Here is a 15,334-nt window from a genome sequence, read left to right as displayed (position 1 = left end):
CCCGTCACGGAGGCGCTCGATCGTTCGAGCGAGCAGCAGCGACACCTGCATCTGGGAGACCCCCAGCCGGGACGCGATCTCATGCTGGCTGAGGTCGTGATGGAATCGCAGGCTCAGAAGCTTCCGCTCGTCCTGCGACAGCTTTCTCAGCGCCGGTCCCAGGTCGGCCAGCTGCTCGACCAGGTCCATTCCTGGGTCCACCTGTCCCCTCGCAGACATCACCGCCGGCGTGTCCAGCGAGACCGCCTTGTAGGACCTCCCGGCTTCCATCGCCTCGACAACCTGGCCCTCGCTGAGCCCCGACTCCCTGGAGAGCTCGCCGATGGTCGGTGCGCGTCCGAGCTCCTGCTGGAGGCGGTCGGTCACCCTGGTCACCAGCAGCCCGCTTTCCTGAAGGCGCCGGATCACGTGCACCGACCACGCCGTGTCCCGGAAGTGGTGCTTGATCTCCCCGCTGATCATGGCCGCGGCATACACCGAGAAAGGTGCGCCGCGGTCCGGGTCGAACCCGCCGAGAGCCTTCATCAGGGCCACGGAACCCACCTGGACGAGGTCGTCCAGGGGCTCGCCGCGCCCGGTGAACTTGGAGGCGATCTGCTTGACCAGCGGCAGGTACATGGCCGCGAGTTCCTCCCGGACCACCGGGTCCTCCCGGGCCAGCATGAACTCCAGCGGCGGGGTGGCAACGACCCCGTTCTGAGTTCCTACGAGCGCCAGCCTTAGCCGCAGCCGCTTTATGAGCGTCTCGTAGCTGCGGCGGGACCCGACGTAGGCGTCGCGGTTGGCTTCGACGACGCTTCGTACACGCTTGGTGCGGACCCGCAGGGCTTCGGCCTGCGTCCGGAGCCTTTCGGCATCCGAACGCAGCCGCGAGGCGTCCGGCCGGACTGGGGCTGCCGTGGTCTTCAAGCTCCTCCTCGTTTGGATCGCGGCCCCCCGCGGCGCCACTGGGCTTAGGCGGGTGCCCCAGCGCGGGACCCCGGACCTGTACCCTGCCGCCGTCCCGACCCAAACCCAGGCGGAGGTGCGACCCTGGGCTATGGCCGCTTTGGCGCGGCTTCCACTGCGGCCCCACCGGGCTCCCAGGCCACTTGTGCGGACCTGTCCAGTGCTTCCTGCAACTGCGTGGTCGCCTGCTCCAGCTCATCCGCCTGACGCTCGAACCGCCTGCCGGTCGCCGGATAGTCGTCCGCCATCCGCTCGGCGAGCTTCAGTGCCAGGGCCGCCTTCTCCCTCATCGCCCGAAGCGCGATCAGGATCGCCGACTCGAGCGCCTCCGACTGCGCCGCGAAGATGCTCTCCAGCGAGAATTGGTGGCCGATGTGGCAGCCGAACCGGCCGTGCTCGCCTTCCCAGACGGCGCCGCCACAGCTGGGGCAGGTAAGGCCGGAGGCGCCGCCGGCCCCGGGTTGGCCGCTGAGGCTCCCTTCCAGCTCCAGCGGCGTGCCGGGGGCATCGCTGGGTTCCGTCACGGTTGGATCTTCAGGCTGGACTGCCTGCTTCGCGGACGCCGCCAGGATCGAGGCGATCTCCGGGGCGGTGGCAACGTGGTCGGGTGCCACTGCGCGCATGGCGTTCCTGGGCATGTCCGGGGTGGCCGCGTCGGCCGGTTCCTGCACCACCGCCATCCCCCCCGCCCGCTTGATCTCGGCCAGTCCGGCGGAGCCGTCGTCCAGGGCGCCGGACAGCACAACCCCGACTACACGCGGTCCATGCACCCGGGCCGCGGAACGGAACAGCGCGTCCACGGAGGGGCGGTGGCCGTTCTGCCGGGGAGATCGGGACAGCCGCATGCATCCGTCGGCCACCACGAGATGGTGATCGGGGGGAGCGACGTAGATCCTGCGACGCTCCGGTGGCAACCCGTCTCGCGCGTGCTCCACCGTCAGCGGACCGGCTCTGTCCAGGATCTGCGGCAGGACGCTGGTCGCGAGCGGCTGGATGTGAAGTACCACGAATACCGCTGCCTCCAGGTCCCGGGGAAGCGCCGCACACAGCCTCGTCAACGCCTCGATGCCGCCGGCGGACGCGCCGATGGTGACGATGTCCCGATTCTGCACCAGTCCCTGCGGTTTTACGCCGGCTCCTCGTCGATGAGCACCATGGCGCCGATGTGGGTGCGTCCCTCTTCGCCCGGGACGGCCCTGCACCTCACGCGGCACCTTACCGTCCGCCCTCGGCGGTTCACCGCCTCCAGCACCGTCTCCCTGGGAGTCCCCTCCAATGCGCACGGGGCGACGACTGCGGCCAGGGCCTTGACGGGCAGACCCATGTCCAGCTCCAGGAGGGGTCGGCCGAGGACCTCGTCCTCCCTGAGCCCCCACATGTCCTCGCACTCCCTGTTCCAGGCGAATACCTCGAGCTCGTTGTTTACGACCATCACCCCGAGCTCCAGTCCCGACAGGACCGACTCCAGGACGGAGTTAACCCTGTTGAGCTCCTGGCTTCGGAGGGTGAACTCCTCGTTGGTCGACTCCAGCTCCTCGTTGGTGGACTGCAACTCTTCGTTGGTCGTCTCCAGTTCCTCGACCGTGGACTGCAGCTCCTCGTTGGTGGCCTCGAGTTCCTCGACCGTGGACTGCAGTTCCTCGTAGGCCGTTTCCAACTCCTGACTTGCCTTTTGGATCCTCTGCTGGAGGTGCCTGTGCGTCGTGACGTCCGAGAAGCTGATGGCGACGGCAAGCGTCGTGTCGTCGCGATCGCACAGCGGAGTGACCCGAATGTCCACATAGCGGGAGTCCTGGGATCCCGGCCACGGCACGCCCGTCCGCACTACCGGCCCCTTCTTCGTGTAGGCCTGGTCGATCAGCCGCTGGAGCTCCAGGGGGCCCCGCGACAGCTCGGTTCCGTGCAGAGCATTGCCGATGTCGTCGGTGGTGAGTTCGAGCAGCGCCCTGGCCTCCCGGTTGACCATCACGATCAGGCCCTCGGCGTCGACCACGATCTGGGGGTCCGGCGACGAATCAAACGACATTTCGCGCAGCCTCACCTGGCGCGCTATGAGGTCACCCGCTTCGGTGTCCCCGGCCTGGGCGAGGACCAGGAGACGGTCCTGAAGGTCCAAACGAGGGACCTTCTCGAAGACCCTGTGCTTCATGTTCTTGGCCCTGAACAGGGTCCCGTGCGTCGTGAGCGTCTCTGCGCGGCCGAGGAAGAGAAAGCCCGTGTCGCGCAGCGCGTAGTGGAAACGCGACAGGATCTTGCGCTGAGTCTGGACGTTGAAGTACATGAGCGTGTTCCGGCAGACGAGCAAATCCAGCCTGGAGATCGGGGCGTCCTGAACCAGGTCGTGGCGGCCGAAGATGATGGCCCTGCGAAGACTGCTGCGGAGCGCGAACTGACCCCCCTTGCGCTCCAGATACTTGTCGCGCAGATCGTCTGCGACGCCTTTCACCTGCGGCTCGGTGTACACACCGGGGCGGCAGCGGTTGAGGGCTTCGTCGTCGAGGTCGGTCCCGTAGATCTTGACGCGCGACTCGAATTCGCGGGGGCCCAGCGCCTCGGCCAGCAGGATCGCTAGCGTGTATGCCTCCTCGCCCGTGGAACAGGCGGCACTCCAGACCCGCAGCGGGCCGCCGTCGCGCCGCGATTGCAGGACCGACGGGATGACCTCTTCGGCGATGTAGGCCCACGCCTCCGGATCGCGAAAGAACCTGGTGACGTTGATGAGGATCGTGTTGAACAGGTGAGTGAACTCGTCGGGGTGGACCTCGAGGTAGTCGGTATAGGCCTCGTAGGATCCGGCACCGACATCGTTCATCCGCCGGTTGATCCGGCGTGCCAGCGACGGCCGTTTGTAGCCGCGGAAGTCGAACCCTCGCTGCTGGTGGAGGAACTCCAGCAGCGACTCGAGAGCCGGGTCCGTAGTCCGAGCGTCTTCGACGGCGACGCCGGGCCCCAGGCCGTTGCCTCTCCGTACTGAGGTGCGGTCGGTCATCCGGCCCCGACGATGTCCACCAGCAGTTGGGCGATCTCGCCGACGGGCACGACGTGGTCCACCGTGCCCTCGGCCGCCGACGACGGCATTCCCGCGAAGGCCGCATCGGTCGGCTCCTGGACGATGACCCGGCCCCCGCACCTCTTGACGTGCATGGCACCGGCGGAGCCATCGCGACCCGTCCCGGACAGCACTACGGCGACTGCTTTGCTGCCGTAAAGCGCTGCAACGGACTCGAACAGGACGTCCGCCGACGGCCGCACCCACTGCACGCGCTCGGTGCTCGTGAGCCGTACGACGTCACGCTCGACCATCAGCAGGTGCAGGTCGGGCGGCGCGATGTAGGTGTGGCCGGCCTCGATCGTGACTCCGTCACGTGCAAACTCCGTAGGCAACGCGGAGTTGCGGCGGATGATTTGGTCCAACGAGCTGTCGCGCGAGGGCGCAAGATGCTGCGCGACAAGCACCGCCGCAGGGAAATCGGCCGGCAGCTTCGAGAGGATGTTCACTATCGGAGCGATGCCACCTGCGGATGCCGCGATCACCACAACCCAGCCGGGCGGCGGTATCGCCGGGAGAGGCGGGACGACCGGCGGCGCCACCGTTGCTGCGCCGCCCGCGCCGCGGGAACTACCCGAGCCGGTTCGAGCAGGCGATGACCGGCTTAGGTACGGCCTATCCAGGCTGCTCACGGTTCAAATCTACCCGGATAGGTCGCCTCGGTAATCACGGTCATTCGGCGTCCGCAGCCGTTCGGACGGCGCGGTCCAGGTCGGAAGCGTCCATGAAGTGGAAGCGGTGGTCCAGGCCGGTGAGTGAGAAGAGCCTCTTTACGCGCTCCGGCGCCCCCAAAAGGGCAACCCTCCCGCCCCGGGACTCGACTCGCCACTGTGCCTGGACGAGCGAAGTGAGCCCAGCTGAGTCGATGAACTCGAGCTTGCTCAGGTCCAGGGCCACCATCTTCAGGATTCCGGTGCGGCCGGCCCCGTCACCGTTCGACGGCTCGAGCAGGTCGTCCTCGACCTCTCTGAGCGACGCGTCCAGGAGACGAACGCTTGAGAGGTCAAGCTCCCCGCCCAAAACGACCTGCACGACGTTCGGGGCAGGGCGCATTAACGAGATCGTGAACCCGTTGCGCACGCTTCCTCCGCGGCTCGCTACCCGGCGGCCGCCGGGTCTCACAAAGAATTGCCCGGGACCGAAGGCGCCAAACGCTCCGCAGGAAACGTCCGGACCCGGTGGGGGTTAGCCCACCGCGTCGAGGATCGACTCGACCTCGGCGACATCGGCGTCGCCGAGCGCGATATCCCCAGCCGCCGCGTTCTCCTGGTTGTGAGCCCGGCTTCGGCTGCCGGCGATGGCCGACGTCACCCCCGGCCGCTGGGCCACCCACGCCAGCGCCAGCTGCCCGAGCGAGACGTCCAGCCGCTGTGCCACCGGACGCAGAGCGTCGACCATGCCCAGGTTGCGCGGGAGGCGGTCCGGGGCGAACAGGTCCTTGTAGTAGGAGTGGTTAGGGTCCTTTCCACTGCGCCAGTCGGATTCTTCGAACTTCGTGTCCGCGCCGACGGCTCCCGTGAGCAGGCCGTAGGCCAACGGACCGTAGACGACCACTCCCACTCCGCGGCTCCCGGACCACGCCGCCAGCTCCTCGTTTTTGCGGTGAAGCATCGAAAGCTGCGGCTGGAGCGAGTCCACGTGGCGGACCCCCAGGCACCGCTCGATCAGCTCCCGGTCGAAGTTGGACACCCCGACGTGGCGCACGAGCCCCTCGTCCACGAGCGAAGCCATCGTGGACCACGTCTCTTCCACCGGGCACACGTTGTCCCCCGCCGGCCAGTGCAACTGGTAGAGGTCGATGTGGTCGCGCCCCAGCCGCTGCAGGCTCCCGCGGACGGCCCGCCGCACCTCCTCCGGACGGAAGCCCGATCCCACGGGAGCCGGGGCGACCTTGGTCGCCACCAGGACGTCGGGACGTCCAGACAGGGCGCGCCCGACTATCGACTCGGAGTTGCCCTTGCCGTAGACCTCGGCCGTGTCCACCCAGTTCACGCCGGCATCCAGGGCCGCATGGATGGCCGACACGAGCTCCCGCTCGTCGGGGTTGGGGCCGTAGGCGTCGCCGCCGATCTCCCAGGCGCCGTATCCGATGACCGAGATGTCCGGCCCATTGCTGCCGAGGCGTCGCGTTCTCATGCCGCAAGATTCCACTTCTTCGGCCCAAGGGGCAACTCGGCGCTGGTGGTAGATTTCCCACGCGGATCCCAGGAGGTGAACGATGGTTGACAGCATCGCCCAGGGCACGGGACAGGCCGCGCCCGCCGGCGCCCCCGGAAAAGGCGGGGCGCGCGACGTCGCCGAAGAGCGGAGGGAGATAGACGCCGCCGTCGCCGGCCAGACCGTCTGCTCGCTGTTCCAGCAGGCCGTGAGGTCGTTCTCCGGCCTCGTCGCCCACCGCTGGAAGACCGGCGACGCCTGGTCCGAGATGACGTGGCCCGATTACGGTGAGAACGTACGCGACTTCGCCAACGGGCTCGTGTCCATGGGCGTGAACCCCGGCGACTTCGTCAACATCATCTCCGCCAACCGCCCGGAGTACCTCGTCGCCGACATGGCGATCATGCATTCGGGCGCGACTCCGGTGTCTCTTTACAACACGCTGGCGCCCGAGCAGATCGAGTACATCGTCAACCACTGCGGCGCCGTGCTGGTGATCGCAGAGAACCGCGCGTTCTACGAGCGCCTGCTGAAGATCCGGTCCCAGATCCCGAACGTGCGAAGCGTCATCGTCATCGACCCCGACGACGAGCTGGCCGCCGAGGACTGGGTCACGACCTGGGATCAGGTCCTTCAGGCGGGGCGCGAGTACGCGGCCGCCAACCCGGACGAGTTTGAGCGGCGCTGGAAGGCGATCGTCCCCGACGACCTGTGCACGCTGATCTACACCTCGGGGACCACCGGGCCGCCGAAGGGCGTCATGGTCACCCACGCCAACGCCTGCTGGACCGCTGAGTCGCTGGCCCGCGCGATGTTCGTGGATCCCGGCGCCCGGACGATCTCCTACCTTCCACTGGCCCACATCGCGGAGCGGTTGGCGGGGGAGTACCTGCAGGTGAAGCTCGGGTTCGTGGCCAGCTTCTGCCCGGCCCCCACCGAAATCGGCAAGTACCTGGCCGAGGTCAAGCCCGAGTTCTTCTTCGCCGTCCCGAGGATCTGGGAGAAGCTGCACGCCGGGCTGTCCGCGGCCATCGCCAACAACCCGGACGAAGGCCAGCGCCAGACGGCGCAGAAGGCGATCGAGGCCCGGCTGCGCAAGCTGCGGCTCGAGCAGGCGCGCAAGCCCGTGCCGGACGACGTGGAGAAGGCGGCCCGGGAGGCCGAGCCGGTGGTGCAGTTCATCCGCAGCCTCGTCGGGCTGGACCAGCTCAAGGTCGTGTCCGCCGGAGCGGCCCCCATAGCCACCGAGGTCCTGGAGTGGTTTCACGCCATAGGCGTGGAGATCGCCGAGGTGTACGGGCAGTCCGAGGACACCGGTCCCACGTCCTGGAACCGCCCGGGCCAAGTGAAGATCGGCACCGTCGGCCCTACCGTGCCGGGGGTCGAGGTGAAGCTGGCCGAGGACGGCGAGATTCTCGTCCGTGGGGGAAACGTCACGAAGGGCTACTACAAGGAGCCGGAACTCACGGCGGAGACGTTCGACGCCGAGGGCTGGCTCCACTCGGGCGACGTCGCCACAATCGACGACGAGGGCTACATCCGCATCGTTGACCGCAAAAAGGAGATCCTGATCACCGCGGGCGGCAAGAACATCGCGCCCTCAAACATCGAGAGCAACCTCAAGCAGCACCCCCTGATAGGTCAGGCCTGCGTCATCGGGGACCGCCGTCCGTACGTCACCGCCCTTGTCGTCCTGGATCCGGAGGTCGCGCCGCAGTGGGCGAAGGGCAAGGGGCTGGAGGGCGACGTGGCCGCGCTTTCGGGCAGCGACGAGGTCCGGTCGGAGATCCAGGCCTATGTCGACCAGATGAACACGAAGCTGCACAACCAGGAGCAGGTCAAGAAGTTCACGATCCTGCCGGACGAGTGGACGGTGGACTCCGGCGAGCTCACCCCGACCCTGAAGATGAAGCGCAAGGTCGTCAACGAGCGCTACGGCGACGTCATCGAGTCGATGTACTCGAAGTAGCGTCCCCGTGACGCCGCCGCGCCCTCCGGACCTCGGCGGCGTGCTGGAGACGGTCCTGTACTTCCGCGACCAGGCGTCGACCCGCGACTTCTACTCGCGCGTCATGGGCATGCGCCTGCTCAGCGAGGAGCCGGGTCGCAGCCTGTTCCTCCGGGCCGGCCCGAGCGTCTTCCTCATGTTCGACGCCGCGGAGACGCGCAAGGGCGGGTTCCTGCCGCCCCACGGCACCGATGGCGCGGGTCACACCTGCTTCGTCGTCGACCCGGACGACTACCAGCCGTGGAAGGACCACCTGTCGTCTTCGGGCGTGGAGGTGATCAAGGAGGTGCAATGGCCTCGCGGCCGGTCCTTCTACTTCAGCGACCCGAGCGGCAACTTGCTGGAGATAGCGGACGCGGACATCTGGCCGCGGTGACCCTCAGCCGATAGCCTTCGCCACCTCTTCGTAGGTGGGGAACCGGCCGGACTTCTTCTTGGAGAACAGGAGGCGGCCCCCCGCCTCGACGTCGAACACACCGCCTGAGCCGGGGACGATCGTCAGCGACGTCAGCTTCTGGGTCTGCTCTTCGAGCAGCTTGGCCGCCAGACCGACGGCCTTGTCCAGATAGCCTCAGCTGGTGCAGTAGGTGATCCGAAGATCCACCCGGCTCTCCTTCGTCGGTTCGGCGTGTGGTATCACCACGTTACATGTCGGATTCCAGCCTCTGGCATCCCTCCGGCGACTACCTGGAGCAGGCCAACGTCACGCGGCTGGCCCGCGCGCACGGCATAGGCTCCTACGCCGACCTCCGCCGCCGGTCCGTCGAGGACGTGGACTGGTTCTGGGACGCGGTCGTGCGCGACCTGGACATTCGCTTCCACCAGCCCTACGAGGCGGTGTCGGACTGCTCGGCGGGCCTCCAGTGGTGCCGCTGGTTCGTGGAGGGACGAATAAACGTCGCCGATGCCTGTGTGGGCCGACACAGCGGGTCCGGAGCCGATGCGGTCATCTGGGAGGGCGAAGACGGAGCCACCCGCCGGGTCCCGTATTCCGAGCTCGCGGCGCAGGTCTCGAGGTTCGCTGCGGCTCTTCGCCACCTCGGGGTTGCCAAGGGGGACGCGGTCGGGCTCTTCATGCCGATGGTCCCAGAGGCCGTGGCCGCGTTTATGGCCATAGCCAAGGTGGGAGGCCTGGTCGTCCCCGTCTTTTCGGGCTTCGCGGCCCCCGCGATAGCCGCACGGCTGCAGGACGCGGGGGCCAAGGTGCTCGTGTGCTGCGACGGCTTTCTGCGGCGGGGATCGGTCGTCCCGATGAAGCAGACGGCCGACGAGGCGGTGGCGGCCTGTCCCACCGTCCGGCACGTCGTGGTGGTGGCGCGGGCGGGCACCGATGTGGCGATGGCGCCAAGGCGGGACGTGTTCTGGCACGACCTGGTGTCCGGGTTCCCGGACCAGGCCGACTCGGAGGACACCGACGCCGAGGACCCGTTCATGATCGCCTACACCTCGGGGACCACCGGCAAGCCGAAGGGGTCGGTCCACGTCCACGGCGGGTTTCTGGTCAAGATCGCGTCCGAGGTCGCCTACCAGACCGACTACCACCCCGGTGAGACCCTGTTCTGGGTCACGGACATGGGCTGGATCATGGGTCCCTGGGAAGTAGTCGGCACCCTCGCCCACGGAGGGACCGTGTTCCTTTACGAAGGAGCCCCCGACTACCCCGGCCCGGACCGGCTGTGGGAGATGGTCGCCCGGCACAGGGTCAACATCCTCGGCATCTCCCCGACCCTGGTCCGGGCTCTGATGCGCCACGGCGACGAGTTGCCGGCGCGCCACGACCTTTCGAGCCTGCGTGTGCTGGGTTCCACGGGGGAGCCATGGAACGACGCCCCCTACCGTTGGTTCTTCGAACGAGTCGGGGGGTCGAGGCTCCCGATCATCAACTTCTCGGGCGGGACCGAGGTCGGAGCCTGCTTCCTCTCGGCCACGGTCGTCGAGCCGCTGAAGTCGTGCTCGCTCGGGGGGCCGTCGCTGGGAATGGCGGTGGACGTGTTCGGACCCGACGGGCGCCCGGTCCGCGGCCAGGTGGGCGAGCTCGTCTGCACGAAGCCCTGGCCGGGGATGACCCGCGGGATCTGGGGGGACTCCGACCGGTACCTGGCCGCCTACTGGTCGCGCTGGCCGGACGTGTGGGTTCACGGCGACTGGGCTGTGGCCGACGACGACGGTCAGTGGTTTCTGCACGGCCGAAGCGACGACACCGTCAACGTGGCCGGCAAGCGGATCGGTCCGGCCGAGGTCGAGTCGGTCCTGGTGGGGCACCCCGGCGTATCCGAGGCGGCGGTGGTCGGGATCCCGGACGAGATCAAGGGAGAGGCGCTGTGGTGCTTTATCGTCCCGGCCTCCGAAGCGGCCGCCGGCGACGACCTGCGGGCCGAGCTGCGCGCCCACGTCGGCACCGAGCTGGGCAAGGCCTTCACCCCGGCGGCGGTGAAGTTCGTGTCGGAGCTTCCGAAGACCCGTAACGCGAAGGTCCTGCGGCGGGCCGTGCGCGCAGTGGCCATGGGGGCCGACCCCGGCGACCTGACCAGCCTCGAGAATCCCTCCGCCCTGGAGGAGATCGCCCGGGCCCGCTGACGTGGCCGACCGCGTGGTCCACGTAGACGGGCGCGAGGTGAAGATCACGCACCCGGACAAGGTCCTGTTCCCGGACGACGGGATCACGAAGTCCGATCTCGTGGACTACCTGCTCAAGGCAGCGCCGCTGATGCTCCCGCACCTCAGGGGCCGGCCCCTGACGCTGCTGCGCTATCCCGAGGGCATCGGAGGGGGGAGCTTCTTCCAGAAGGCGGCCTCCTCCTACTTCCCAGACTGGATCCCTCGGGCGGTGATGGCCAAGCAGAAGGGGACCACCCCCTACGTCGTGTGCAACGACGCCGCCACGCTCGTGTACCTGGCCAACCAGAACACGGTCACGCACCACGTGTGGCTGTCGAGGGCGGACCGTCCGGGGCACCCCGACCAGATGATGTTCGACCTGGACCCCCCGGACGACCGCTTCGGCCGGGTGCGGCGCGTGGCGCTGCTGCTCAAGGAGGTCCTGGACGGCCGTTCGCTTCCGTCTCTGGTGAAGACCAGCGGCTCCAGGGGCCTGCACGTGGTGGTCCCGCTGGACGGCACCCTGACCACCGAGCAGGTGCTGGAACTGGCGGGGGACCTGGCCGCGGACTTGGTGGGCCGCGACCCGGACAACCTGACCACCGCATTCCACAAGGCGGACCGGGGCGGGCGCATATACGTGGACATCGCCCGCAACGGCTATGCCCAGACGGCGGTGGCCCCCTATTCGGTCCGGGCACTGCCGGGGGCACCCGTGGCGGCCCCCCTGGAGTGGCGTGAGGTGGAGAACCCCCGCCTCAAGCCGCAGTCCTACACGGTCAAGAACCTGTTCCGGCGTCTGGCCAAGCGGCCCGACCCCTGGTCCTGACGCCCAGGCAGGTTCGTCGTGCTGCTCCCTGCAAGCCTCTGACCAGGGCTTTCACGCGAGAGAGAACCCTCGGAGCAATCCAAGTCGTTGTAGAGGGGAACAGCCGTTCTGGGTTGAACGCCCGAAACGGCGGGTAGGGGATTCACAGCCCGGGGAAATTTCTCAAAAAAGGTGCGACAGGTAACGGATCCCCGGGCGTTTCTTCTGTACGAGGGGGCGAAATATGCCCAGGGGGATCGCCATCTGGGGTGGCGAAAGGGGGATGCGATGCGCAAGCTGACAGCTCTGGGAGTGGGTCTGGCTCTCGCAATAGGCATGGTGACGGGCGGGAGCCCTGCCGGTGCCACCGATCGGGGCGAGCTCAAGATCTCGCCGATCATCAAGCAGGTTTCAAAGGCGTACCCCGCTATTGCGGCAGTGCGCCCGAACGCCTGCAGCACCCCGGCCGGGTGCGTGTCGACTCCCTACGCGCAGACGCAGGCGCCGGGCTGCCGCGACCACAACCAGGCCTACTGCGACGCCATCCGGCTGCACATCGAGCGGCCCGAGGGCTACATGGATGACCTGTACGAGGTTTGGATCGATTTGGCATACGACCGGGGTATCGCCAACAACAAGATGGACCTGTACGTGTTCAACGACGTGGACCCCATCGAGGAGCAGGGTTACGTCTTGGGACCGTCTGTGGTGGACAACCGCAAAGACGAGACCCCCAAGTCGGTCCGCCTCGGCGCACCTGACTCGGGCACCCTCTCCCTCTCGGTGGTCAACGAGCGGGGAGTCAACTCCGGATACACGCTGACCGTCCGCTGGGTCGAGATCGACCTGGGACCTGACTACAACCTTGGCGACGCCGGTGCGTCGGCGCCTTCGTTCTCGACTCCGGGCTCGTTCGGCAACGCCGGTTCCCCCGCGTCCATCGACGACTCGACCCCGATTGGCTATCCCGACGGCAAGCCGATTGCCGCCAAGACCCGCAAGGTTCTCATCCCCGGCCCCGACGGCGAGCTTCGTTCGGTGGCGCTGCCGGTGATTGCCCGGGGCGAGCGCTCCAGCGCCGGCTCCAGCGGGGTGAGCAACTTCACGGTCTTCCTGATCATGCTTCTCCTGACTTCCGCAGCGGCGGTCGGCTTTTTCGCCCTCCGCATGAGGCGCCAGCAGGCCTAGGCACCCCCCGAATAGCGAACTGAAAACCGGGGCCCGAAGGGCCCCGGTTTCTTTTTGTCCGGTTTCTCGATCGGCCCCCCGAAATGATGATTAGAGCGCGCCCCAGGGTGGGTATGAACCGGACATGAGATACGCGCGACTCCTGACGGTGCCTGTGCTGGCGACGTTGCTCGCCCTGACGCCGGTGGTGCCCTCGGGGGCCGAGGACAGGGGCACCGTCGAGGTCGGCCCCGGCGCGTCTTTCACGAACAACTACCCCCCAATCCCCGCCACTGCGCCGCCTGCGCCTCTTTTTGCGCAGATCCGGCCCCCGGGGTGCCGCGACCAGAACCGGGCCTACTGCGACGCGTTCAAGATGGAAATCAATGTCCCTGAGAACTACCAGGAGATCTACCAGGTTGAGATCGTCCTTGACTGGAAGAAGAGGACGGACACCAACCGGCTCAACATTCACGTGTGGGGGACCGACGACCCGGTTTCGGGAGCGCCCGTGGCCCAAGACAACACGGCGACAAACAAGCCCAAGCGTGTGCTGCTCGGCGAACCCGAGGGCACGCTGTGGATCACCATTGTGAACTTCGCCGGTCTCAACGACGGGTACTCACTGACCTTCAACTGGAAACTCGTCGACCTGGGCGCGCTTCCGCCGGATCCCGGTTCGCCCGATTCCGCGCCCTCGTTCTCGACCGATTCGCCCCCGGCCACTCGGGGGCTGCCCCAGGCAGGTGACTCCTTCGGCGCGGACGACTCAGCATTCGGGGGTTCGGACATCAAGCCCACTGCGCGGACCCGCAAGGTGCTCATCCCCGGCCCGGACGGCGAGCTTCGTTCGGTGGCACTGCCCGTGATCGCCCGTGGTGAGCGCGCCGCGGCCAGCCCCAGCGGGCTGAGCAGCTTCACTGTCTTTCTAATCATGCTGCTCTTGACCTCGGCGGCCGCCGTCGGGTTCTTCGTCTTGAAGGCCAAGCGGCACCGGGCCTGAGGCTCCTCAGCGCCGCAGGCCGTAACCCCGGCTTCTCTTCGTCCGCTGCTTAAACGGGGCCATCACCTGGATTACATCAGCGACCCGAAGGGTATGAACCGGACATGAGACGCAGGCTGATTCCGCTATTCGCGACCCTCGTGCTCGCGACCGTCGCCGTCCCCGCCGTCGCGGAGGACCGTGGGACGATCGCCCTGCCCGCGGAACAGTCGGTGACGCAGACGTTCCCGGCGATTACCAGCCCTGCCCCGCCCTCGATCCTATGGGGCCAGCTCGGTCCGACCGCCTGTCGTGACCCGGTGTACGCCAAGAGCTGCGACGTGGTCTTCGTGAAGCCGGCCATGCCCGAGGGATACGAGCACGTCTTCATCGTCGACGTCGTGCTCACCTGGAAGAAGACCACGTCCAATAACCTCCTGGACCTATACCTGTGGACGGAGGACGAGGGCGAGCTTTCGGGACCGCCCAGCGCGAGTGATGACTCGGTGGCCGACGTCAAGCGGGTGGAGTTCGGCGAGCCTGTCGACGGCTTTTGGCTCACCGTGGTCAACTTCCGCGGCGTGAACGCCGGCTACACGCTCGAGATCAACTGGAGGCGGTTCGACCTCGGCAGCGTGCCGCAAGCGCCCCCGGAGCCGGACCTCAATGCGTCGACCGACATCCCGTCGGCTCCTTCTTCGCTTCCTCGCGCCGGCGACACCTTCGGCGACGACGACTCCTCCTTCGACCCTGGGTTTGGCCCGAAAGAGCAGGTGCGGACCCGCAAGGTGCTGATCCCCGGCCCGGACGGCGAGCTTCGCCAGGTCGCGCTGCCCGTGCTAGCGCGAGGCGACAGGGCTCCGACCGGCTCAGGTGGGATCGACCCGTTCGCTGCCACTCTTGTGCTGATCGGGCTCCTGGGAGCCAGCGCGAGCGTCTTCTTCGTAATCCGGCGCCGCCACCTCAGCGGGTAACCGGCCCCCCCGCTCTCGCGCCCCGGTACCATCCGGGCGTGACCGAGTCGCCGTTCCTGTGGGGCGTCTCCACGGCCTCCTACCAGGTGGAGGGCGGGATCAACACCTCCGCCGGACCCGTGAACAACTGGGCCCCCTGGGACGCCTCCGGACGCGTCCAGCCCTGCGGCGACGCGCTGTCCTTCTGGGCCTGCCCCGAGAGGCTGCTCGACCTTGCGTCGGCCACCGGATGCAATGCGTTTCGCATGTCCGTGGAGTGGGCGCGGGTCCAGCCTGCTCCCGGTGCCTGGGACCCCGCGGCGCTTGATCGCTATGCCGAGATCCTGGCCATGTGCCGCGCCCGCGGTCTGGAGCCGGTCGTCACGCTGCAGCACTTCACGCACCCCCTGTGGGCCGGCCAGGACCTCTGGCTGGACCATCGGGCGCCGGACCTGTTCGAGTCGTACTGCAGGCGCTGCGTGGACGAGATCGGCCGGCGGCTCGAGGCAGCCGGACAGCCCCCGGTCCGGTGGTGGATCACGATCAACGAGCCGGCTGTCGTCCCCGCCGCCACCTACCTGCTGGGGATGTTCCCCGGAACCGGATGGGGGCCGCGCCGGGTGGCCGCTGCCTTTGACCACACCCTGGCTGCCCACGTCCGCGG

The 15,334-nt window shown here is 67.8% G+C and carries 15 protein-coding genes; 8 read left to right on the top strand and 7 right to left on the bottom strand.

What is annotated here, in order from left to right; translation table 11 throughout:
- The 6 genes from VNE62_06480 to VNE62_06455 all read right to left on the bottom strand — a co-directional run.
- Positions 1 to 909: sigma-70 family RNA polymerase sigma factor (locus VNE62_06480; protein ID HVE91928.1), on the bottom strand; the 909-nt coding region annotated here is incomplete at its 3' end.
- 128 nt (positions 910 to 1,037) lie between these two features.
- Positions 1,038 to 2,060 carry a chemotaxis protein CheB gene (locus tag VNE62_06475; protein HVE91927.1) on the bottom strand — a complete coding sequence of 341 codons (1,023 nt, stop codon included), beginning with the start codon at positions 2,058 to 2,060 and terminating at the stop codon, positions 1,038 to 1,040.
- Positions 2,061 to 2,074: 14 nt separating this feature from the next.
- Positions 2,075 to 3,937 (bottom strand): CheR family methyltransferase, encoded by a 1,863-nt coding sequence (locus VNE62_06470; GenBank protein HVE91926.1) that lies wholly within the window; start codon positions 3,935 to 3,937, stop codon positions 2,075 to 2,077.
- A complete protein-coding gene (locus VNE62_06465) occupies positions 3,934 to 4,629 on the bottom strand; it encodes a chemotaxis protein CheB (GenBank protein ID HVE91925.1) in 696 nt (231 codons plus the stop codon). Before VNE62_06465 ends, VNE62_06470 begins: the two co-directional genes overlap by 4 nt.
- 40 nt (positions 4,630 to 4,669) lie before the next feature.
- Positions 4,670 to 5,050, bottom strand: coding sequence for an STAS domain-containing protein (locus VNE62_06460; GenBank protein ID HVE91924.1), 381 nt, complete (start codon positions 5,048 to 5,050; stop codon positions 4,670 to 4,672).
- A 132-nt stretch (positions 5,051 to 5,182) separates the two neighbouring features.
- On the bottom strand, positions 5,183 to 6,133 hold the full coding sequence (locus tag VNE62_06455; protein HVE91923.1) for an aldo/keto reductase: 951 nt from the start codon (positions 6,131 to 6,133) through the stop codon (positions 5,183 to 5,185).
- 82 nt (positions 6,134 to 6,215) lie between these two features.
- Between VNE62_06455 and VNE62_06450 the strand changes: the two genes are divergently transcribed.
- Both VNE62_06450 and VNE62_06445 read left to right on the top strand, forming a co-directional pair.
- On the top strand, positions 6,216 to 8,123 hold the full coding sequence (locus tag VNE62_06450; protein ID HVE91922.1) for a long-chain fatty acid--CoA ligase: 1,908 nt from the start codon (positions 6,216 to 6,218) through the stop codon (positions 8,121 to 8,123).
- 7 nt (positions 8,124 to 8,130) lie between these two features.
- Positions 8,131 to 8,538, top strand: coding sequence for a VOC family protein (locus VNE62_06445; protein ID HVE91921.1), 408 nt, complete (start codon positions 8,131 to 8,133; stop codon positions 8,536 to 8,538).
- A gap of 3 nt (positions 8,539 to 8,541) precedes the next feature.
- Here VNE62_06445 and VNE62_06440 read toward each other — a convergent pair whose 3' ends face one another.
- Positions 8,542 to 8,727 (bottom strand): Rdx family protein, encoded by a 186-nt coding sequence (locus VNE62_06440; protein HVE91920.1) that lies wholly within the window; start codon positions 8,725 to 8,727, stop codon positions 8,542 to 8,544.
- Between the two features lie 83 nt (positions 8,728 to 8,810).
- Here VNE62_06440 and VNE62_06435 point away from each other — a divergent pair, with 83 nt between their 5' ends.
- The 6 genes from VNE62_06435 to VNE62_06410 form a co-directional block, all read left to right on the top strand.
- Positions 8,811 to 10,739, top strand: a complete 1,929-nt coding sequence (locus VNE62_06435; GenBank protein HVE91919.1) for an AMP-binding protein — start codon at positions 8,811 to 8,813, stop codon at positions 10,737 to 10,739.
- A 1-nt stretch (position 10,740) separates the two neighbouring features.
- Positions 10,741 to 11,589: a non-homologous end-joining DNA ligase gene (ligD, locus tag VNE62_06430; protein ID HVE91918.1), complete on the top strand. Its 849-nt coding sequence runs from the start codon at positions 10,741 to 10,743 to the stop codon at positions 11,587 to 11,589.
- A 267-nt stretch (positions 11,590 to 11,856) separates the two neighbouring features.
- The gene (locus VNE62_06425; GenBank protein ID HVE91917.1) at positions 11,857 to 12,756 is read left to right on the top strand and encodes a hypothetical protein; all 900 of its coding nucleotides are present in this window, start codon (positions 11,857 to 11,859) and stop codon (positions 12,754 to 12,756) included.
- Between the two features lie 124 nt (positions 12,757 to 12,880).
- On the top strand, positions 12,881 to 13,738 hold the full coding sequence (locus VNE62_06420) for a hypothetical protein (protein ID HVE91916.1): 858 nt from the start codon (positions 12,881 to 12,883) through the stop codon (positions 13,736 to 13,738).
- A 104-nt stretch (positions 13,739 to 13,842) separates the two neighbouring features.
- A complete protein-coding gene (locus tag VNE62_06415; protein HVE91915.1) occupies positions 13,843 to 14,691 on the top strand; it encodes a hypothetical protein in 849 nt (282 codons plus the stop codon).
- Between the two features lie 38 nt (positions 14,692 to 14,729).
- Positions 14,730 to 15,334 (top strand): family 1 glycosylhydrolase (locus tag VNE62_06410; GenBank protein ID HVE91914.1); only part of this gene is annotated, 605 nt, incomplete at its 3' end.

It is taken from the genome of Actinomycetota bacterium, assembly GCA_035536535.1.
GTDB lineage: Bacteria > Actinomycetota > JAICYB01 > JAICYB01 > JAICYB01 > DATLNZ01.
The sequence above is the reverse complement of the archived record's forward strand: the minus strand, read 5'-3'. Positions and strand labels throughout refer to the sequence as shown.